Source organism: Williamsia sp. D3, assembly GCF_000506245.1.
Taxonomy (GTDB): Bacteria; Actinomycetota; Actinomycetes; order Mycobacteriales; family Mycobacteriaceae; genus Williamsia; species Williamsia muralis.
Genome location: NZ_AYTE01000034.1, coordinates 50278 through 71803, shown reverse-complemented (window position 1 = coordinate 71803; position 21526 = coordinate 50278). Strand labels below are relative to the sequence as shown.

Genomic DNA, 21526 nt, shown 5'->3' with positions numbered 1-21526 from the left:
CGCCGACCCGAAATCGCTTGCCGCACGCCCAGTTACACCCCTGGCGACGCCAACCGCCGGTGGCGGGCCCATGCCGGGGTCCGGCCCGACCACGTCGACTCGTGGTGGGTCGCCGATGATCCCGCCGGGCGCAGCCGGACGCGGCGCGGGCAGAGACAAAGAAGGCGAACACCGGGCACCTTCCTACCTGCACACCCGCGAGAACGCCGAGGAGATCATCGGGCGCCTTCCGCTGGTCGGACCACCCGTCCTGGGCGACTGGGCAAGGCCGGGCGAGACAGGCTCGGACGCGGTGTCTGCACCAGGTACGAATCCGGAAGCCGACAGCCACAACGCGAACGACCCCGACGGCCCTGACACCCCCGACACCCCCGACAGGACCTGAGGTCAGGCCAGGTCGTAGCTACGCTCGACTGCTTTGTTCCACTCGGCGAATCGCTTATCCCGGTCCTCTGCTGCCATGGACGGTTCCCAGGATTTGTCTTGCATCCAGTTGTCGCGAATGTCCTGCTCGGTGCCCCAGTAGCCCACAGCCAGCCCGGCCGCGTACGCCGCACCGAGAGCCGTGGTCTCGCTGACAACCGGGCGTACCACGGGAACGCCGAGGATGTCCGACTGGAATTGCATGAGCAGTTCGTTGACCACCATGCCGCCGTCCACCTTCAGGGTCGACAACTCGACACCGGAATCGGCCTGCATCGCCTCGATCACCTCACGGGTCTGAAACGCCGTGGCCTCCAGGGCCGCCCGCGCGATGTGGCCCTTGTTCACGAACCTGGTCAAACCCACGATCACGCCCCGGGCATCGGGCCGCCAACGCGGCGCGAACAAGCCGGAGAAGGCGGGCACGAAGTAGGCGCCGCCGTTGTCCTCCACGGTCTGGGCCACCGTCTCGATTTCGCCTGCGGCACTGATGAGTCCGAGGTTGTCCCGCAGCCACTGCACCAACGAACCCGTGACGGCTATCGAGCCCTCCAGGGCGTACACGGGTCGCTTGTCGCCGATCTTGTAGCACACGGTGGTGAGCAATCCGTGGCTGCTGCGGACTACCTCCTCGCCGGTGTTGAGGAGGAGGAAGTTGCCTGTGCCGTAAGTGTTCTTCGCTTCACCGGGCTCCAGGCACGCCTGACCGAACGTCGCCGCCTGCTGATCACCCAAGATGCCCGCGATCGGCACGTCGGCGAGGGCCCCACGCTCGCGTACCCGTCCGTACACCTGCGACGAACTGCAGATCTCCGGCAAAAGACTCATCGGGATCTGCATCTCGGCACAGATCTCCTCATCCCACTGCAACGTCTCGATGTCCATCAGCATGGTCCGCGACGCATTGGTCACATCGGTCAGGTGTCGACCTCCGTCGGGACCTCCGGTCATGTTCCAGACCAGCCAGGTATCCATTGTGCCGAAACATAATTCACCGGCCTCGGCACGCTCGCGGGCGTCATCGACGTTGTCGAGAATCCAGCGGATCTTCGGCCCGGCGAAGTAGGTGGACAGGGGGAGGCCGGTGCGCTCCTGATATCGGGCGGCACCGTGTTCGCCGCCGAGTTCCTCGCAGAGTGCCGCAGTCCTGGTGTCCTGCCACACGATGGCGTTGTAGATCGGCTCACCGGTCGCGCGATCCCACAGCAGCGTGGTCTCACGCTGATTGGTGATGCCCACGGCATGGATGTCTGCGGTGGACAGATCTTCGGCGGCCATCGCGGCCGCGGTCACCCTCCGAGCATTGCGCCAGATCTCCGCACCGTCATGTTCCACCCAACCGGACTTCGGGAAGATCTGCTGATGCTCGATCTGTTCAGAACTGACCACTCGGCCGGCGTGGTCGAAGATCATGCAGCGGGTGGACGTGGTGCCCTGATCGATGGAAACGATGTAACCGGTGCTGTTGCTCACAGGAACGAGTTTCGCATGACCATCCGCGCAGATTGTCTACTTGGACACGGCCGGTCCACTTGCGGTGGCGGACCGGTTACCAGCGGGTAGCGTTGTCGGCGGTAGTCCGGCCGGTTCGCCCGCTTCGGAGTTCGCGGCGGCAGGTGATCGACCCGTGACCAGAGGAGATAGCGATGAGCGCAGCGGCATTCGACCCCGATCGACCGTCCGACCTGGGCCCTCGATACCGGGAGAACTCCTGGCATCGGCTGTCCACAGAGCTGTTCGACGTGGTGGTGGTCGGTGGTGGCATCGTCGGTGTGGGCACTGCGCTCGACGCCGCAACCCGGGGTCTGCGTGTGGCCCTCGTCGAAGCCCGCGACATCGCATCGGGAACATCGAGCCGCTCATCGAAGATGTTCCACGGTGGTTTGCGGTACCTCGAGCAGCTCGAGTTCGGTCTGGTTCGCGAAGCGCTCCATGAGCGTGAGCTGTCGCTGAGCACGCTGGCGCCGCACTTGGTGAAGCCCCTTCCGTTCCTGTATCCACTGAGCCACCGGGTTTGGGAACGGCCATACGTGGCCGCCGGCCTGTTCCTGTACGACTCACTCGGTGGAGCCAAATCCGTTCCGGGACAACGTCACGTGTCACGGTCGGGCGCACTGCGGATTGCCCCTGCGCTCAAACGTAACTCGCTCACCGGTGGAATCACGTACTACGACACCGTGGTCGACGACGCACGTCATACCCTGACGGTGGCCCGCACCGCATCGCACTACGGCGCCGTCATCCGAACCTCCACCCAGGTCACGGGTTTCCTGCGGGAGGCCGACCGGGTGAGCGGAGTCCGCGTGCGCGACACCGAGACCGGTGAGACCGCCGACATTCGCAGCCACTGCGTCATCAATGCTTCCGGTGTCTGGACCGACGAGATCCAGGCTCTGTCGAAGCAGCGCGGGAGGTTTCGGGTCCGCGCGTCCAAGGGCGTCCACATCGTCGTCCCACGGGACCGCATCGTCAGCGAATCGGCCATCATCCTGCGAACCGCCACGTCGGTACTGTTTGTCATCCCCTGGGAGACGCACTGGATCATCGGGACCACCGACACCGACTGGAATCTCGACCTCGCTCACCCCGCGGCAACTCGGGCGGACATCGACTACATCCTGCAGAAGGTGAACGAGGTGCTGGTCACGCCGTTGACCCACGACGACATCGAAGGCGTCTACGCGGGCCTGCGACCGCTGCTGGCGGGCGAGAGCGACGAGACGTCGAAACTGTCTCGCGAGCACGCTGTGGCCGAGGTTGCGCCCGGCCTTGTCGCCATCGCCGGCGGGAAGTACACCACTTACCGGGTGATGGCCGCCGACGCGGTGGACGCGATCACCGACTTCATCCCGGTGCGGGTGGCCCCGTCGGTCACCGACAAGGTCCCGCTGGTCGGGGCCGAGGGGTACCACGCCCTGATCAACCAGTGCGATCAGCTCGGGCAGCGATTCGGGTTGCATCCCTACCGCATCCGTCGCTTGCTGAACCGCTACGGCTCGATGATCGATGAGGTGTTGGCCTACGCCAAGAAGGACTCGAGCCTTCTCGAACCCTTGGCTGCGGCGCCCCAGTATCTGCGTGTCGAAGTGGTCTACGCCGTGGTCAGCGAAGCCGCACTGCACCTCGAAGACGTGCTGGCCCGGCGGACACGGATTGCGATCGAATATCCGGACCGCGGTGTGAAGAGCGCGCGCGAGGTTGCCGATCTCGTTGCGCCGCTGCTTGATTGGGACAGTGAACGTATCGACTTCGAGGTGCAGACCTATCTCGCGCGTGTCGAGGCGGAGGTGGCATCGCAGCGGCAACCCGATGATGAATCCGCTGATGCCCTGCGTGCAGCTGCGCCGGAGTCGCGGGCCGAACTGCTGGAACCCGTGCCGGTCCCGGACTGACCGCCCGCCGGCACGACGTCAGTCGGCCGGCTCGTAGCGCAACAAGGTGACGCCGTCATCGGGGTAGTCGAAGAACACCGGCTTGACCCGCATGCCGATGTGGATCTCTGAGGGGTCGACGTTGACCAACTCGGTGGATACCCGCGGTCCCTCGTCCCACTGCACCACGGCGAGCAGCTGCGGCACGGAGTCGGCGAAGTGCGGGGACACCGGTTTACGCGCGATGGTGAACGTGTACAGCTTTCCCAGCCCGGAGATCTCTCTCCACTCGAGATCGTCGGCCAACGTCCCCGGCGCCAAGATGCGGGGATAGAACACGTGACGATCTAATGAGGGCGAGTACTGGATCCGGATCCTGTGTTCGGAGAGTGCGTCCCAAAAAGGGGCGCTGACAGGGGTTTTCACCGGCATCGGCTTGGCGAACGTCATGAGGTCATCGCTTCCTAGTCGCCCTGCAGTACGAGTGTGGTCTGTTCGCCCATCACGCCGCCGTTGCCGGAGACGAAAGCCCGGTTGCAGTCGGGCACCTGGGCCGCGCCCGCACGACCCATGATCTGGCGCGTCGCGTCGCATACGTGGTGCATGCCGCCCGCGAGGCCGGCCTGACCGAAACCCAGTTGTCCTCCCGCGGTGTTGAGCGGGAAGTCGCCCCGGAACGTCAGGTCGTGCGAGTTCACGAACTCCATGCCCTTGCCCTTGTCGCAGAATCCCGCGTCTTCCAGGCTCATCAACACGGTGATCGTGTAGCAGTCGTAGATCGACACCATGTCCATGTCGGAGCGGTCGAGCCTGCTCATGTCGAACGCCGTTTCGGCAGCACGCGCGATCGGACTCTCCAGGAGGTCCTCGGCATACGTCGGTGTCTTGTACGCAACGTGTTCGCCGAAACCTTTGATCCACACCGGGCGGTTCTTGCTCCGACGGGCCAGGTCGGCCGACGTCACCAGAACCGCGGCACCTCCCGAACAGGGCATGACGATCTCGAGGCGCCGCAACGGATCGGCGATCATCGGGCTCGCCAGAACATCCTCGATGGTCAGCGGCTTGTCGTGGAACACCGCATCGGGAGTGTTGTTGGCGTTGACACGCTGATCCACCACGATCTTGGCCATCGCCCGCTCGTCGTAGCCGTACACCGATCGATACAGCTGCGCGATCTGGCCGTACGGGCCGTTCTGACCCAGATTGCCGAACGGGATGTCGAACTCGGCCTGCGGTGAACCGAACCGGTTCGACGACGAACCGTAGAGCAGGATGTCGGTCAGACTGTCGGGCAGCGGTTTCTTCTCGTTGTACGGCACTCCGTAGTCAGCGGGGATCACACACAGAACAGCCTGGCAGATACCCAGTTCCACGGCGGCGGCAGCGCGCCAGACCATGGCGGCAGCCGACGCGCCGCCGAGGTCGACGGTCTCCGCGAAATTGATTCGCGCACCGAGGTATTCGGCAATGGTGGACGGTACGAACATCTCGGACTCGAGCAGCGTGGAGGTGACGATTCCGTCGATCTCGACACCGGTGAGGCCCGCATCAGCGATCGCGGCCGCTCCCAGCGTTGCCCACTGCTCCAAGGTGAAGCGCGGCGTACGAGTCGAGACCTTTTGCGGCGCAAGCTCTTGGAAACCGACCACTGCGGCATCGCCCCGAAAACCCATGGATACTCCTGCGCGTCAGATCGGAAGGTGGAAGTCTTCCGGCAAACGTACTAGAACTCAAATCTAGTTTTCAAGGGAGGGGTCGATGGGTGCGCCGAACAGGAAGTCGATGAAGCGATTGCACAGGCGGTAGACATCGTCCATGGATCCCTCGTTGTACACCGTTCCGGTGAGCACCGTGTTGATGATCGACCACAGCATGATCGCCGCATCCTTGGCCGCCTCGGGTCCCAAACGCGCGAAGTCGTCGGCCAACGTGTGCTGGCAGACCTCGAAGAATTGGGCGAGCAAGGCCTTGGCGTTGGGGTCGGCACTGGACTGCAAGATGACGTGCACCTTGAAGAAGTGCGGTCGTCGCTCGAACGAGGAGATGACGGCATTCATTTTCGCGCGGATCTGGTGCTCGGACAATTCCTCGCCCGACCTCGCATAGGCGGGTGCCGCCCAATCGAGCAGTACCGCGGCGTAGAGGTGCTCCTTGGACGAGAAGTATCGGTACAGCGTGCCCAACGCGACGCCGGCTCCATTGGCCACGTCGCGGATCTGGATCTGCTCGTACTCCTGCTCTTTGAGGGCGGCATTGGCAGCCTTGATGATCCGCAGGCGGCGAGCCTGCTGCCAGGCGGGCAGCTCCGAACTGAGCGTTGCCGCTGCAGTTGTCGTTGCCTGTTGCGTCATGGTCATCCTTCAGTGGTGCGTCCCGGCCCGGGTACAGCCTAAAACGCCCGACCCGGCAGCACGTGCATCACCGGCCACTTCGCACGCGAGTTGTCATCCGGTGCGGCGCAGTCGCAGGCCGCGAGGCGTGGCCGAGAAGCCGCTTTCCCGGAGATGCTCTGCGAGGTCACCGGTCAGCACAGGTTCTCCGTTGACCTTCTCCACATACAACCGATCGACCTGACCTCGGATGACCACCCGTGCAAGCGCGGAGGTGGCTGCGGCGAGGGTATCGGCGTCCTCGCTGAACGTGAGCACTGTTTTTCCGCCGCGTTCGACGAACAGCACGAGGTCGCCGTCGACCAGCACCACCAGCGCACCCGGTTTGCGGCCGGGGCGGTGGCCTTCCTTCTGGGGCGGCCAGCCCAGTGCGGAACCGTACGGATTGGCCGGGTCGGTGGCGGCGAGGGCGATGGCGGACTGACCGATGGTCTCCACCTCGTCGCGTAGTCGGTCGACGGTGGTGGTGGCGGCGAACTGCGCACCGCCGAGTCCGTCGATGTAGTAGCCGCGTCGCACCTTGCCACTGTCTTCGAATCCGGTGAGGGCTTTGTACACACGGGAGAAGCCCCCTTCGACGCCCTCGGTCATCACCGCTCCCTTGGTGACGACGCCATAGCGGTCCAGCAGCGTCGAGCACTGCGCGGCGATGGCCAACGTGGGGTCGCCCAACGGTGGGGGCAGGACAAACCATCGCCCCGTCATCGATATCGGCGCAGTACGGGGAGTGCGCGCGAATCTGCGCCGGCCGCGGTGGGCCGGTATGCCCCGGACGGCCCCGGGTTTGCGGCCCGGTCCGAGGAGGGCGCGCACCGGTGAAAACGTGTCGTTGCTGATGCGACCCGCCCACGCCAGGTCCCACAAGGCCATCTCGAGGTCCGACCCAAGCGGCGCGACACCGTCGACGGACAGCGAGTCGCTCAACTGACGGAAGAAGAAGGCGCCGCCTGGAGCAAGTTGATCCAACACTCGCTGATGCAGCTCGCCCATGTCGATCTCGGTGGGTGCGGGCAGGCTGTCCTCGGCGAGATCGGCGGGGTGCAGACTGATCCAGCCGTCGGATCCGGACAATCGACCGTGCCCGGCCCACAGCACCTCGCCGCCCGCGGTGAGCTCGTCGAGCATGTCCGGCCGGTAGTCGGATACCCGGGCGGGCAAAATCAGTGACTCCCACGCCGACGCGGGGATGGGAACTCCGGCCAACTGGTCGATCACCGCAGACACCCCGTCGATGCCGCGCAGACGCGTGCGGTCGGTGACGTGCTGCCAGCCGGTGACGAATCGCGCGTAGGTCTGGTGACTGACGGGAGCTATCTCCGCCCGGCTCGCCGCGAGCGAGGCCCGGCGCAAACCGGACAGGACCTCGGTGTTGCACCACTGCTCGCCGCTGCGCAGGGTGCCGGCGGGTTCGGGCCGGAAGTCGCCTTCGACCACCCGTCGCTGTCCGACCAGCCGCACCAGGGTGTCGCGGACAACAGCAATGCCCAGTCCCAGCGCCTCCGCGACATCGGCTGCGACGAACGGGCCATGGGTGCGCGCGAACCGGCCGACGAGGTCGCCGAGCGGGTCGTCGACCGGGTCGAGGAACGCCATCGGAAGGCCCTGCGGTGGCGGGATCCCGAGCCCGTCCCGCAACCGGCTGGCATCTTCGGCGGCAGCGAACCACACGATGCCTCCGCCGCGGGGGACCTCGATGGCCCGGCCGGCGCCGACCAGCTCGGTGAGCAGCTCGCGTGGATCGTCGCCGGAGTAGCGAAGGGCCACGGCGTCTGCGGTGAGTGGCCCGAGCCAGCGCAAAAGGTCGGCAACGCCTTCGGCGTCTTTCGCCTGCCGATCCGGGTGCAGCCGTTGGAGCTTGGCCTCGGTGTCGGCGATGACGTTCTGGTCGAGCAACTCTCGCAGGTCGACGCGCCCGAGCAGCTGCGCCAGCAGCGCGGTGTCGAGGGACAGGGTGGCGGCGCGACGCTCTGCGAGCGGCGCGTCGTCGGCGTACATGAAGGCGCCCACGTAGCCGAACAGCAACGAGGAGGCCATCGGAGACGGCGTCTCGGTCTCGACCTCGATGACCCGCAGGCGCCGATTCTGGATGCGGGTGAGCATGTCGACAAGGGCCGGCAGGTCGTACACGTCCTGCAGACATTCGCGGAACGCCTCGAGGATGATGGGGAACTGCGGGTATTTCCTTGCCACATCCAGCAATTGAGCACTGCGCTGACGCTGCTGCCACAGCGGCGCACGCTTGCCGGGGTTGCGCCGTGGCAACAGCAGTGCCCGGGCAGCGCATTCGCGGAACCGTGACGCGAACATGGCCGAGCCGCCCAGCTGTTCGGTGACGATCTGCTCGATCTCGTCGGGCTCGAAGCTGAACAACGACGCACCGGGAGGCTGGTCGTCGGTGTCCGGGAGCCTCACGATGATCCCGTCGTCGGCGGCCGAGACCGCCCCGTCGATGCCGTAGTCCTGCTGCAGACGTGCGGTGACGGCACTGGCCCACGGCGCGTGAACCCTCAGGCCATAAGGGGAGTGCAGGATCACCCGCCAGTCGCCGAGCTCGTCGCGGAAGCGTTCGACCAACAACGTGCGGTCGGTGGGCAGGTGGCCGGTGGCCGCCTGCTGTTCGGAGATCAGCTGGGCCAGATTGTCTCGGGCGAATGCGTTGAGTCCGAGCCGCTCGGCGTGGTCGGCCATCTTGTCCGTGCTGCTGAGCTCGCCGACGAACTTACCGATGGCGGCTCCGAGTTCGGCGGGTCGGCCGATGCTGTCACCGTGCCAGAACGGCAACCGGCCCGCCTGGCCGTACGCCGGCGTGACCAGCACCCGGTCGTGCGTGATCTCCTCGATCCGCCAGCTGGTCGCGCCCAGGGCGAAGACGTCGCCCACCCGGGACTCGTAGACCATCTCCTCGTCCAGTTCGCCCACCCGCGTTTGCTTTTCGCCCACCATGTACACGGCGAACAGGCCGCGGTCCGGGATCGCGCCGCCAGAGGTGACCGCCAGACGCTGAGCACCGGGACGTCCGGTGATCGTGCCCTTGGCGCGGTCCCAGACCACTCGCGGTCGCAGCTCGGCGAACTCGTCGGACGGGTAACGGCCGGACAGCAGATCGAGCGTGGCGTCGTAGACCGGACGGGGCAGGGTGGCGTAAGGCGCACTGCGCCGGACGATGTGGTACCACTCGTCGACGTCGATGCTGCCCGTTGCGCACACCGCGACGGTCTGCTGCGCCAGTACGTCGAGCGGATTGGCCGGAACGACCAGTTCTTCGATGAGTCCGTCGGTCATCCGCTCGACCGCCACAGCACACCGCAGCAGATCGGTGCGGTGCTTGGGGAACAGCACACCCTGACTGATCTCGCCCACCTGGTGCCCGGCACGACCGATGCGTTGCAATCCGCTGGCCACCGACGGTGGGGCCTCCACCTGGATGACCAGATCGACAGCACCCATGTCGATGCCGAGTTCGAGGCTGCTCGTGGCCACCACACACCGCAGTCGGCCGGACTTGAGGTCGTCCTCGATCTGTCCGCGTACCTCTTTGCTCACCGATCCGTGATGGGCGCGCGCGAGCAGGGGCTCGGCACCTTTGCTGGCGCCACTGCCCATCACCTGAGCCGGCGCACCGCCGGGCACCCGCGGATTGGATGCGGGCTCCGGTGCCTGCCCGAGCCGCGTGGCATGGACCTCGTTGAGGCGGGCCGTGAGCTGCTCGGCCAGGCGACGGGAGTTGGTGAAGACGATGGTCGACCGGTTCTTCTCGATGAGGTCGACAATCGAGCTCTCCACAAAGGGCCACAGCGATCCGGCCGCCGGAGCGGAGGCCTCGTCGTCGATCTCTTCGTTGCCGGCGATCACCGGGATGTTGGTCATGTCCGCGACAGGGACGTCGACCGAGAGGTCGAACGTCTTGGACGCCGGCGGCTGCACGATCGTGTAGGGCCGGCTGCCGGAGAGGAATCCCGCGACACGTTCGGGTGGCCGGACGGTTGCCGACAAGCCGATGCGCTGTGCCGGGTTCTCCAGCAGGGCGTCGAGACGTTCGAGCGACAACGCCAGATGTGTGCCCCGCTTGGTGCCGGCCACGGCGTGCACCTCGTCGACGATGACCGTCTGCACCGAGGTGAGCGTGTCGCGCGCCGACGAGGTGAGCATCAAGAAGAGGGATTCGGGGGTGGTGATCAGGATGTCGGGCGGGGTGCGTAGCAACTGACGGCGCTGTGCGGCCGGGGTGTCGCCCGATCGCACGCCCACCGTGATCTGGGGGACCGGCAGGTTCAGCTCCTGCGCGGCCCGGGTGATCCCGATCAGAGGTGCGCGCAGGTTGCGCTCGACATCGACGGCAAGAGCCTTCAGCGGCGACACGTAGAGAACGCGCGTGCCGGCGGCCTTGGCGCCGTCGGGAAGCGGGTCGGCGCCGAGACGATCGAGTGCCCACAAGAATGCCGAGAGCGTCTTGCCCGACCCGGTGGGGGCGACGACCAGGGTGTTCTGGCCGTCCGCGATGGAGTTCCATGCCCCGAGCTGTGCTGATGTGGGTGCCGGGAAGGCCGCGTCGAACCACGTACGGGTCGGCGCTGTGAAGCGGCCGAGCACCTGCTGTGCGCTGGGCACGCCGGATACCGAGGTGGGGGACTTGCGGGCGGCCATTGCTCCATGATCCACGACGGGTCTGACAGAGCGGCAGAACCGGTGCCCGGGATCGTCGGCACCAGATCATTCGGCAGGTCGGTGTTGACCGGGCAAAACGCCGCGGAATAGAGTCAGCGCACGTCGTGCGAACGGGAAATCCGGTGCAAATCCGGAGCGGTCGCGCCACTGTGAGCTGATCTCAACCCACCGGGTGGAGCCGCAAGTCAGGGGACCGGGGCACGACACCCACCAGGTCGACGCGGGGCGCGCATCCCGCGAGAGGAGATATCAATGTCGAGTTCTTCGGTCTCGCAACCGGTTTCGAATGCCCCCACGTTGGCCGTCGCGGTCCCGGATGTGTCGGTTGTGAACGCCGCACTCTGGCTGACCGCCACCACCATGGTCGCGTCCCTCGCCTACTACTTCCTCGGCTTCGACCAGGGCGCGGTGTCGGTGTTCGGCAGCGACACCCATGTCCACGAGTACATCCACGACGCGCGGCACTTCCTCGGCTTCCCCTGCCACTGAGCAGGCGACCACGTGGAAAAGAAGTTCATCGGCGCCGGACTGCTCTCAGGTCTGGTCGCCGGAATCGTCGCGTTCGTCTTCGCCCGGATCTACATCGAGCCCCTCGTCGACCGTGCCGTCGGGTATGAGGAAGGCCGGTCGCACGCCGAACTCGAACTGACCGGCGGATCTCACGCGCACGACCACGAGTTGTTCTCCCGGACAGTGCAGCAGAACTTCGGCGCCGGTGTGGGGTCGGTGGTGTTCGGCCTGATCATCGGGGCGTTCTTCGCTGTTGCCTTCACGGTTGTGTGGGCCTACATCGGCCGGCGGTACCCGACAACCGACCCGCGGACGGTGGCGGCTCTGCTCGCAGTCTGCGGATTCGTCGCGGTGTATCTCATTCCCTTCAGCGCGTATCCCGCGAATCCGCCCGCTGTGGGTGGTGACGACACGATCGGGTCTCGCAGTGGCGCGTACCTGACGATCCTGCTGCTGTCGGTGGGCTTCATGATCGCTGCAGCGGTCTTGGCGTTCTGGCTGGCGCCGAAGATCGGTGGCCTGTATGCGGCAGTGGTGGCGGGCGTCGCGTATTTGGCCGCGATCGCGGTCACCGTGGTTCTGTTGCCGAGTTTCGACGAGGTGCCGGGCCCGCTGATGGACGGCCAGTCGATGGTGTTCCCTGGGTTTCCGGCCGATTTGCTCGGCGACTTCCGGTACTACTCGGTGATCAATCAGGTCATCTTGTGGGCAGTCCTCGGCCTCGGATTCGCGCTGGCGCTCAACTGGATCGGCAAACAGACGGCCCGCACGGCCGGTGCAGGTGCTCGCAACGGGGCGGAAGGCGGAGCCGCCCGACATGACGGGCCAACCCCCACTGGATCTCACAGTGGTCGTGGCGTCGCGAACGGGTCCGAATGCAACGTTGGCCTTCGGGTCGCATGACGAGCCGCTGGACACGCGCGGGCAAGCCGATGCGACGGGTCTGCGCCTGCACTCGGGCGCGAAAGTCTTTGTTGCTCCGGACGTTTCTGCGCGCGACACGGCCAGGTTGATGGGCGCGCGGGACGCAGACGTGGAACCGGCACTGCGGGCCATGGACCTGGGTCGATGGGCCGGCCTGCGGCCCGATCAGGTAGATCCCGTCGAACTCGGTCAGTGGTTCACCGACCCGGCAGCCGCTCCGCATGGCGGCGAGAGTGTCGTCGGTTTTGTTGGGCGCCTTGCTGAGTGGCTGCAGAACCGAGGCGGCGACGATGTCGCAGTGGTCGTCGCCGGGGGTACCGCGCAGGGCATTGTCGCGGCCGCGATCGGAGCGGACTTCTTCAGCATCGAGGTCCGGCCCGCAGATGTGATCCGAATACGTCGTCGCGGTGGCCGCTGGCGTCTGCGGCCGGGCGTTCGGGAATCGGTGAACCGCCTCGAAAAGTGATCTCGGATTCTAGTGTTGGTGCAGAACGTCGACATCCGAGGGGAATCTGCATGTACGAGTGGTCCGAAGAAGATCTGATGGTGCGCGATGCCGTGCGCGGCTTCATCGACAAGGAGATCCGTCCGCACATCGATGAGCTCGAGACGGGCGTCCTCCCGCCCTACGACATCATTCGGAATCTGCTCAAGACCTTCGGCGTGGATGCGATGGCCTCCGACGCCTGGAGAAAGAGTTCGCCAGGGATGAAGCGGTGGCCCGCGGAGAAGCCGAACCCAAGACCGGTTCGGGAGGCGGCCCGGGGATGACTTCGATGGGCGCCATCCTCAACATCGAACTGTCGGGCGTGAGCCTGGGCATCGTCGCCTCGATGGGTGTGAGTCTCGGACTAACCCCGTCGACGATCCGATCCAAGGGCACGCTCGCCCAGAAGAAGCGGTGGCTGCCCGACTTGGTCACCATGAACAAGGTGGGCGCCTGGGCGATCACAGAGCCGGATTCGGGATCGGATGCACTGGGTGGCATGAAGACCACCGTCCGGCGAGACGGCGACAACTACGTCCTCAACGGCCAGAAGACATTCATCACCAACGGTCCGTTCGCGGACACCGCGGTGGTCTTCGCCAAGCTCGACGACGGCGATTCATCGGTCGATCGGCGCCAGCGCAAGGTCTTGACCTTTGTCCTCGACAAGGGCATGGAGGGCTTCACTCAGGGCAAGCCGTTCAAGAAGATGGGCATCATGTCGTCGCCCACGGGCGAACTGTTCTTCGACAACGTGAAGCTCGACAAGGACCGGCTCCTCGGCGAGACGGAGGAGGTCGGTGCCAAAGGCGGCGGCGAGGGCGCCAAGGCCGGTTTCGTTCTCGAGCGGGTCGGTATCGCCTCGCTGTCGCTCGGCATCATCAACGAGTGCCAGCGACTCTGTGTCGAATACGCGAAGCAGCGCACCCTGTGGGGCAAACCCATCGCCGATCTGCAGCTCATCCAGCTCAAGCTGGCCGAAATGGAGGTCGCCCGGATCAATGTGCAGAACATGGTCTTTCATGCCCTCGAACGGTCGCAGGCGGGCAAGCCGGTCGACCTCGCCGAGGCGTCGGCGATGAAGCTCTACTCATCACGCACGGCAACCGAGGTCGCGATGGAAGCCGTCCAGGTGTTCGGTGGCAACGGCTACATGGCCGAGTACCGGGTCGAGCAACTGGCCCGTGACGCGAAGTCGCTGATGATCTACGCAGGCAGCAACGAAGTACAGATCACTCACGTCGCCAAGGGTGTCCTGGCGCGTTAGTTCTTCTGGACCGAGCCCACCTCCGCCCCGGGAAAGCAATACCCGGGTCCGGAGGTGGGCTTGTTCAGTTGTATGGCCAACTTACAAACAGGCTGGACTGTTTCTTAATTCTTCGCTAACCTCACCGATGTGGCGACCAACACAGGCGTGACGGAGGAGGCCGGCCAGGCTCCGTCGCAGAGTCGAACCCAGGCCGAGCGCACTGCGCAGATGCGGGCGCGACTGCTCGACGCTGCCATCTCGTGCCTGATCGACAACGGTTATTCCGGGACCAGCACGCAGGAGATCTCTCGACGCGCGGGGGTGTCCCGCGGCGCCCAGTTGCACCATTTCCCGACCAAGGAGTCGTTGGTCGTCGCGGCGGTCGAGCACCTGGTGGAACAGCGGCTGGAGGAAATGCTCGGAGCTCATGCGAGTGGCGAGGTTCCCGGGGTCGAGGTATTTCTCGACGCCTTCTCGGGTCCGCTTTTCTACGCCGCCCTCGAGTTGTGGATCGCGGCCCGGACCGACCCTGCGCTGCATGCAGCTGTGCTGCCGCTCGAGGCGCGGGTCAATGAGGCCATCCACACCGGTGGCGCCGCAATCTTCGGCGACCGGATGTCGCCTGAGGCCATCGAGATCAGTGTCGAACTCGCCCGTGGGCTGGCGGTCTCGGCACTGTTCCGCAACGAGAAGTCCGACCGCGAGCTCCGCAAGCGGTTGATACCGATATGGGAGGCAATGGTGACCACCACATGACCGCGCTGGGTTCAGATCCGATCGAACAGCACGATCTTCCGGCGTCCGTGCACACGTTGATCGTCGGCACCGGTTTCGCCGGCCTGGCTGCCGCACACAAGATTCTCGCCGACACCCCGTCGGCCGACGTCCTGATGATCGAGCGCGCAAGCGATGTCGGCGGGACGTGGCGAGACAACACGTACCCGGGCGCCGCATGCGACGTGCCGAGCAATCTGTATTCGTTCTCGTTCGCCCAGAGCCCGGAGTGGACGCACAATTACGCTCGCCAACCCGAGATCTTCGCGTACCTGCGATCGGTCGCCGACCAGCGCGGCCTGCGCGATCGCACCGTCTTCGAGTGTGAACTGCTCGGCGCGCGGTGGGACGCAGACAAGGCGCGCTGGTCGGTGTCGACCTCGCGCGGACAGCTCGAGGCGCAGGTCCTGATCGCCGCCACCGGTACGCTGTCCAACCCCAGCTTTCCCGACGTCCCCGGCATCGGCGAGTTCACCGGGACAATGTTCCACAGTGCCACCTGGAACCACGACTTCGATCCGGCGGGTAAGCGCATCGCCGTTGTCGGGACCGGGGCCTCGGCGATCCAGTTCGTACCCGAATTGGCCGGTCCTGCAGCGCATGTGACGGTCTTTCAGCGGACGCCCGCGTGGATCATCCCGCGGCTCGACCGACAGATCGGCAAGCTCGAACGCACGCTGTATCGCCTGGCGCCGTTCACCCAGCGATTCGCACGCAACAGTCTGTACTTCTACCGCGAGGCCTACGTCGTCGCCCTGGCGAAGTTCACGTTCCTGCTGCCGCTGTTCAAGCTCTTGGCCATGAGCCAATTGCGTAAGCAGGTCAAGGATCCGGGGCTGCGTAAGAAGCTGACGCCGAAGTTCACCATCGGTTGCAAGCGAATGCTGCTCAGCAACACATGGTTGTCCACGCTTGCGCGCGAAGACGTCACCCTCGTGGACACCGGCATGGCGGCGGTGACCGCCAACGGCGTTGTCGACGGCGCCGGCCGCGAACACGAGGTCGACGCTATCGTGTTCGGCACCGGGTTCACCGCCACCGAGCCGCCGGTGGCCAGCGTGCTCTACGGCGAAGACGGGCGCACCCTTGCCGACACCTGGAACGGCAGCCCGAATGCGTATCGCGGCACCACCGTTCACGGTTTCCCGAACCTGTTCCTCATGTACGGTCCGAACACCAACCTCGGTCACAGTTCCATCGTCTTCATGCTGGAGTCGCAGGCCGCGTACATCAGCTCGGCGATCACCCAGATGCGTTCTCGCAACATCGCCTCGGTGAACGTCAATCAGCGCAAGCAGGCCGAGTACAACCAGGGAATCGACGAGCAACTCGAGGGCACCGTGTGGAACTCGGGCGGCTGTTCGAGCTGGTATTTCGACAAGAACGGTCGGAACTCGGTCATGTGGCCGACGTTCACGTGGGAGTTCCGACAAGCGTTGCGCTCGGCTGATCTGAGTGACTACGACCTCGGTTGCGGCACGGTGCCCGCGCCTCGACCACGCGAAAGTGAGCCGGCATGAACGACTATGACGTGGTGGTGGTCGGATCAGGTTTCGGCGGATCGGTTGCCGCGCTACGGCTGGCCGAAAAGGGCTACAAGGTGGCCGTTCTCGAGGCCGGCCGCAGATTCACCGACGACCAGCTGCCCAAGACGAGCTGGCGACTTCGCAAGTACCTCTGGGCGCCGTGGCTGGGATGCTATGGGCTGCAACGCATCCACCTCCTGCCCGATGTATTGGTGATGGCCGGCGCGGGAGTGGGTGGCGGGTCGCTCAACTATGCCAACACGCTCTATCAACCACCGAAACGCTTCTTCGAAGACCCGCAGTGGGGACACATCACCGACTGGCAGGACGAGCTCAATCCGTACTACGACCAGGCCCGTCGCATGCTCGGGGTGGTGGACAACCCGCTGGTGACGGCGGCGGACAAGGTCATGCGCGAGGTGGCCGACGACATGGGCGTCGGGGACACGTTCACCACCACGCCGGTCGGCGTGTTCTTCGGCAACGGCACCGAGCGGGAGTCCGACCCGTTCTTCGGCGGGGTCGGGCCCGAACGCACAGCGTGCACCGAGTGCGGTTCTTGTATGACCGGCTGCCGCGTGGGCGCGAAGAACACACTGGTCAAGAATTACCTACACCTCGCCGAGAACGCCGGGGTCACCGTGTTGCCCCTCACCACGTGCGGGCGGTGCGGCCCGCAGCCGAAGGGTACGAACTCGTCACCCGCCGCACCGGTGCCAAACTCCGGCGCAAGGACAGATCGATCTTCGCCGGTCAGGTGGTCTTCGCTGCCGGCACGTACGGCACCCAGAAGTTGTTGTTGGCCATGAAGGAGACCGGCGAGCTGCCGGAGCTGTCCGACCAGCTCGGGTCGGTGGTCCGCACCAACAGTGAGGCAGTGCTGGCCGCGACAGCTCGTGATCGAGAAGTCGACTACACACAGGGCATCGCCATCACGTCGTCGTTCCACCCCGACGACCACACCCACATCGAGCCGGTGCGATACGGCAAGGGCAGCAACGCCATCGGCTTGCTCCAGACCGTGCTGTCCGATGGCGGCGGGCCGGTCCCTCGAGTGTTCAAGACCATCGGGGTTGCGTTGCGGCACCCGGCAGCGTTCTTCCGCAGTCTGTCCGTACGGCACTGGTCAGAGAAGACGGTGATCGCGCTGGTGATGCAGACCGACGACAACTCGCTTGAGTTGGGCTCCAAGCGTACGATTTTCGGCCGCCAACTGACCAGCCGTCGCGGAGCGGGTGATCCGCCGCCGTCGTGGATACCCCAGGGCCACAAAGCCATCAGGTTGCTTGCCGACAAGATCGACGGAGACCCGGGCGGATCCATTGCCGAAGTGGTCAACATCCCGATGACCGCGCACTTCCTCGGCGGCTGTGTGATCGGCGCCGACGCCGACCACGGTGTCGTCGATCCCTACCATCGCATCTACGGTCATCCGGGTCTGCATGTGGTGGATGGCTCGGCGGTGAGCGCGAACCTCGGTGTCAATCCGTCGTTGACGATCACCGCGCAGGCCGAACGAGCGATCGCGATGTGGCCCAACAAGGGTGAGCAGGACAAGCGCCCGGGCCTGGGTGAGCCGTACCGACGCGTTGCTGCCACGGCGCCACGATCGCCGGTGGTCCCCGAGAGTGCGCCCGGAGCTCTGCGCCTGCCCCTGTTCGTCACGATGCCGGAGTCCGCGAAAGGGGCATGCTGATGTGGAGTGTTGCCGAGTCGGCGATCGAGCCAGGAGACGTGCCGATCAGTTCGCCGCCGCCGTGGCCGGCCGCAGTGCGCGCCACCCTGTGGTGGCATCGGAGCACAGAGCAAGCCAGGGCCATCGGCCCGAAGGGCTCTGTCCTCCCGATCACCATCGGCATGGTCGTCGACTATCTCGACTCGCCCGTGGGCCCGTACCGGGAGATCCTGGCGAGCCCGGTACTGCGACGACCCGGCAGCGGCCTCGGTGCGCTGCCGCGAATGTCGGTGCCGTTCATCGCCGTCGATTCCGCGGCCTCGGTCCATGGCGGGCGTGAGCACTGGAGTCTGCCGAAGGTCCTGGCCGAGTTCACAGGCGACGTACTCGCGGGTTCTGGTGCCGGAGGCCCGGACTGGACCGTCCAGACACAATCCGAGGGCCGTGGCCCGGCATTCCCGATCAAGGGCGGTCTCGGATTCGCCCAGCCGGTCGACGATGCATTGCTGCTGGCCGGGGCCAATCTCACCGGCAAAGCGCGCTATGCCCGGGTCACTGTGCTCTCCGAGGGCCCGACGTTGTCGCAGTGGCTGAAACCCGGGACCCACCACGGACTCCAGATCGTCTCCGGCCGGATGGAGACAGGTCCGGCGACCCGGCTCGCCATCTAGAGCGGAGCCTGGTCGGCGGTAAGGGCCCGCTCGACGGCGGTTAGGGCCCGGTCGACGGGGGTTAGGGCCCGGTCGGCGGCGGTATGGGGCCGCTCGGCGGTCATGACCCGGGTTGGTGTGGCTGACCATTGCTGATGGCCCGCCACACCCGTGACGGGTTCATCGGCAGTTCGTACACCCGTACGCCCACCGCGTCGCGAATCGCACTCTCGAGTGCGGGGGCCACCGGGTTGTAGGGCGCCTCGCTCATCGACTTGGCGCCGAGAGGGCCGATCGAATCGTAGGTGTCGGCGAAGTACACCTCGGTCTCCGGCACATCGGCGAGTTGGGGGATGTGGTAGTTGCGCAACACCTGGGTGAGCACCTGGCCCTCGTCGAGGATCATCTCCTCGTACAGGGCGCTGCCGATCGCCTGTGCCGCACCGCCTTCGACCTGTCCCCGGCACTGCTGCGGGTTGAGCACCACTCCGGCGTCCGCGGACTGCACCGACTGCAGGATGCGCACCTCGCCAGTGGCGGAATTGACCGCGACACGAAACGCATGGACGTTGAAGGCGATCGAGCGCGGGGTGCCGTTCTGAGTGCTCGTGGCGTGCAGTGGTCCTCCGTGGACGGTGACGATCCCGGCGAGGTCGATGAACTCCGCGCCCGCCTGCACGCCTTGCGGTCCGAGGGTGCACTCGGCGACATCGGTGTCGAGTGCTCGTGCTGCAATGGCGAGGATCTCGCCGCGCAGCTGAGCGCACGCGAGTCCGAGTGCCTTGCCGGCGACCACCGTACCGGCTGATCCGAAGGCGCCGGTGTCGTAGCCGACCTCATCGGTGTCGGCCTGCCTGATCACTATCTGGCCCGGTGAACACCCGAGCGCCGACGACGCGATCTGGCTGTGAACGGTGGTGGTTCCGTTTCCGAACTCTGCGGTGCCGATCGCGGCGATGTACGTGCCGTCATCGGTCAGCGTGACCGAGACATCGGCAAAATGTCCACGCGGCGGAATGGTGGCGATCATCGCCGTCCCCATGCCTTCCCCGATGTGCCACCCGGGCCGGCCTGCCAGGTCCTCGCCCGCCCGGACCGGGTCGGCACGCCCGGCGATCAGCGCTTGCTCGGCCAAATCGATGCACTGGTCGAGTCCGTAGCTTCCGAACTCGAGGTCGCCCTCTTCGACCTCCCAGGCGACGAACTCGTCTCCGGGGACGACCACGTTACGACGGCGCATCTCGAACGGGTCGATGCCCAGCTGTGCCGCGAGTTCGTCGATGGCGCCTTCGATGCCGAACGCGACCTGGCCCAGACCGTAACCGCGGAAAGCGCCCGACGGAATGTTGTTGGTGTACACAGCTTGTGCGTCGACGTGCTTGTTGGGGCAGCGGTAGAGCACCATGGTCTCGTTGCAGGCGTGGAACATCACCCCGCTGCTGTGGTTTCCGTAGGCGCCGGCGTCGGACAGTACCGACACCGAGAGCGCGGTGAGGATTCCGTCGGCGCCCGCTGCCGCCGTCACCCCCACACGCATCGGATGGCGGCACGGGGCCCGGGTGAACTCCTCGGTGCGCGTGAACTCGTATACCGCGGGGCGCCCGGTCTTCATGAGCGCGAGCACCACCACGTCTTCGGTGAGCAGTTCTTGCTTTCCCCCGAAACCGCCACCCACCCGAGCGGCGTACACGCGGACGTTGTCGCCGCTGAATCCGAAGATGTGACACAGCTCGGCCCGCACCAGAAAGGGGACCTGTGTGCTGGACCGCACCACCACCCGGCCGTCATCATCTCGCCACGCGACTGCGCCATGGGTTTCGAGGTGGGCGTGCTGGACGCGTGCCGTCTGCCAGGTTCCCGAGACCACAGCGCCCCCGTTGTCACGAGCCTGCGCGAGACCGGCCTCGATGTCGCCCACCGTGCCGTCGACGGAGGCGACGAGATTGCGGGCCGGGTCCGCAATCCGGGAATCGGGCCCCTTCTCGCCGTGCACTGTCGGTGTCGCGGGATCGGTGGCCAGCGCCGGATCGAAGTTGGCGGGCAGCACGTCATACTCGACCACGATGAGTTCGGCGGCGCGACGGGCGATGGTGATCGAGTCGGCGACCACTGCAGCCACCCGCTGCCCGATGAATCGCACCGTGGTGTCGAAGACGTATCCGTCGTCGGGATCGTCGTGGCGGTGGTCGTGGCGCGCGGTCGAGAACGGCACCCCCGGATCGTCGAGGTACGTCAGAACTGTTCGTACTCCGGGCATCTGCTCGGCCGCCGAGGCATCGACGGACAGGATCCGGGCGTGCGCATGTGGACTCCCGAGCACCGAGATGTGGCCGACGTCGTCGGGCAATCCATCCATCGTGTACGGCTCGGTCCCGGTGACGATGCGTGGTGCGGCCGGAGCCGACACCGAGCGGCCGATCGATGGACCGGAATCTCCCGGCGACACCTTCTCCGTGCCGACCACGCCGTCGATGGCGTCGCGGATCGCGCGGTATCCGGTGCACCGGCACAGGTTGCCCTTGAGGCTGTTCGGCAGGTCGTCTCGCTGATCTTTGTCGAAAGTGCTTGCGGTGACGATCATTCCGGCGGTGCAGAAACCGCACTGGAAGCCGGCGGCGTCGACGAACCGCTGTTGCACAGGATGCAGGTTCTCCGGCGTACCGAGACCGGTGACCGTGGTGATCTCGGAGTCCATCACGCGGAACGCCGGAATGAGACACGAATGGTGCGGCTCGCCGTCGATCAGTACCGAGCAGGCACCGCAATCGCCTGCGTCGCAACCCTTCTTGACCCCGAACTCTCCTTGGTCGCGCAGAAACGTCCGTAGACACTGCCCGGCCGCGGGCGCGGCGGCCACGTCTTCACCATTGATCTTCACA

General features: G+C 65.8%; 13 protein-coding genes, 3 pseudogenes and 1 riboswitch. Of the genes and pseudogenes, 10 read left to right on the top strand and 6 right to left on the bottom strand.

Going from position 1 to position 21526, the window contains the following annotated elements:
* Window positions 1-385 (top strand): annotated as a pseudogene (locus W823_RS51565) (hypothetical protein); the annotation flags it as partial.
* A gap of 2 nt (window positions 386-387) precedes the next feature.
* Here the strand turns inward: W823_RS51565 and glpK are convergent.
* A complete protein-coding gene (gene glpK, locus W823_RS51560; RefSeq protein WP_038254265.1) occupies window positions 388-1875 on the bottom strand; it encodes a glycerol kinase GlpK in 1488 nt (495 codons plus the stop codon).
* Window positions 1876-2069: 194 nt separating this feature from the next.
* Here glpK and glpD point away from each other — a divergent pair, with 194 nt between their 5' ends.
* Window positions 2070-3815 (top strand): glycerol-3-phosphate dehydrogenase, encoded by a 1746-nt coding sequence (gene glpD, locus W823_RS51555; RefSeq protein ID WP_023961656.1) that lies wholly within the window; start codon window positions 2070-2072, stop codon window positions 3813-3815.
* Between the two features lie 18 nt (window positions 3816-3833).
* On the opposite strand, the gene W823_RS51550 is transcribed toward glpD, so the two are convergent.
* The 4 genes from W823_RS51550 to W823_RS51535 all read right to left on the bottom strand — a co-directional run bounded on the left by W823_RS51550 (window position 3834) and on the right by W823_RS51535 (window position 10831).
* On the bottom strand, window positions 3834-4244 hold the full coding sequence (locus W823_RS51550) for a Zn-ribbon domain-containing OB-fold protein (RefSeq protein WP_023961654.1): 411 nt from the start codon (window positions 4242-4244) through the stop codon (window positions 3834-3836).
* Window positions 4245-4258: 14 nt separating this feature from the next.
* Window positions 4259-5470, bottom strand: a complete 1212-nt coding sequence (locus W823_RS51545; protein WP_023961652.1) for a thiolase family protein — start codon at window positions 5468-5470, stop codon at window positions 4259-4261.
* Between the two features lie 63 nt (window positions 5471-5533).
* The gene (locus tag W823_RS51540; RefSeq protein WP_030171295.1) at window positions 5534-6148 is read right to left on the bottom strand and encodes a TetR/AcrR family transcriptional regulator; all 615 of its coding nucleotides are present in this window, start codon (window positions 6146-6148) and stop codon (window positions 5534-5536) included.
* Window positions 6149-6241: 93 nt separating this feature from the next.
* A complete protein-coding gene (locus W823_RS51535) occupies window positions 6242-10831 on the bottom strand; it encodes an ATP-dependent helicase (RefSeq protein WP_023961647.1) in 4590 nt (1529 codons plus the stop codon).
* A 130-nt stretch (window positions 10832-10961) separates the two neighbouring features.
* Window positions 10962-11048, top strand: a riboswitch (cobalamin riboswitch).
* A 56-nt stretch (window positions 11049-11104) separates the two neighbouring features.
* Between W823_RS51535 and W823_RS51530 the strand changes: the two genes are divergently transcribed.
* From W823_RS51530 to W823_RS51495, 8 genes and pseudogenes are all read left to right on the top strand, one after another.
* Window positions 11105-11341: a CbtB-domain containing protein gene (locus tag W823_RS51530; protein ID WP_023961645.1), complete on the top strand. Its 237-nt coding sequence runs from the start codon at window positions 11105-11107 to the stop codon at window positions 11339-11341.
* A gap of 12 nt (window positions 11342-11353) precedes the next feature.
* Window positions 11354-12265: a CbtA family protein gene (locus tag W823_RS51525; protein WP_023961643.1), complete on the top strand. Its 912-nt coding sequence runs from the start codon at window positions 11354-11356 to the stop codon at window positions 12263-12265.
* Window positions 12180-12752, top strand: a complete 573-nt coding sequence (locus W823_RS51520; RefSeq protein WP_023961641.1) for a histidine phosphatase family protein — start codon at window positions 12180-12182, stop codon at window positions 12750-12752. Before W823_RS51525 ends, W823_RS51520 begins: the two co-directional genes overlap by 86 nt.
* A 50-nt stretch (window positions 12753-12802) precedes the next feature.
* Window positions 12803-14040 (top strand): annotated as a pseudogene (locus W823_RS51515) (acyl-CoA dehydrogenase family protein).
* Window positions 14041-14250: 210 nt separating this feature from the next.
* Complete coding sequence (locus W823_RS51510) at window positions 14251-14778, top strand: TetR/AcrR family transcriptional regulator (RefSeq protein ID WP_051406672.1); 528 nt, start codon at window positions 14251-14253, stop codon at window positions 14776-14778.
* Window positions 14775-16316 (top strand): NAD(P)/FAD-dependent oxidoreductase, encoded by a 1542-nt coding sequence (locus tag W823_RS51505; protein WP_023961637.1) that lies wholly within the window; start codon window positions 14775-14777, stop codon window positions 16314-16316. The genes W823_RS51510 and W823_RS51505 overlap by 4 nt, the downstream gene beginning before the upstream one ends.
* A pseudogene (locus W823_RS51500) lies at window positions 16313-18018 on the top strand (FAD-dependent oxidoreductase). Before W823_RS51505 ends, W823_RS51500 begins: the two are co-directional and overlap by 4 nt.
* Window positions 18018-18668 (top strand): hypothetical protein, encoded by a 651-nt coding sequence (locus W823_RS51495; protein ID WP_031333151.1) that lies wholly within the window; start codon window positions 18018-18020, stop codon window positions 18666-18668. The pseudogene W823_RS51500 and the gene W823_RS51495 overlap by 1 nt, the downstream one beginning before the upstream one ends.
* Before the next feature lie 100 nt (window positions 18669-18768).
* On the opposite strand, the gene W823_RS51490 is transcribed toward W823_RS51495, so the two are convergent.
* On the bottom strand, window positions 18769-21525 hold the full coding sequence (locus W823_RS51490) for a molybdopterin cofactor-binding domain-containing protein (protein WP_023961631.1): 2757 nt from the start codon (window positions 21523-21525) through the stop codon (window positions 18769-18771).
* Between the last annotated feature and the right edge of the window lies 1 nt (window position 21526).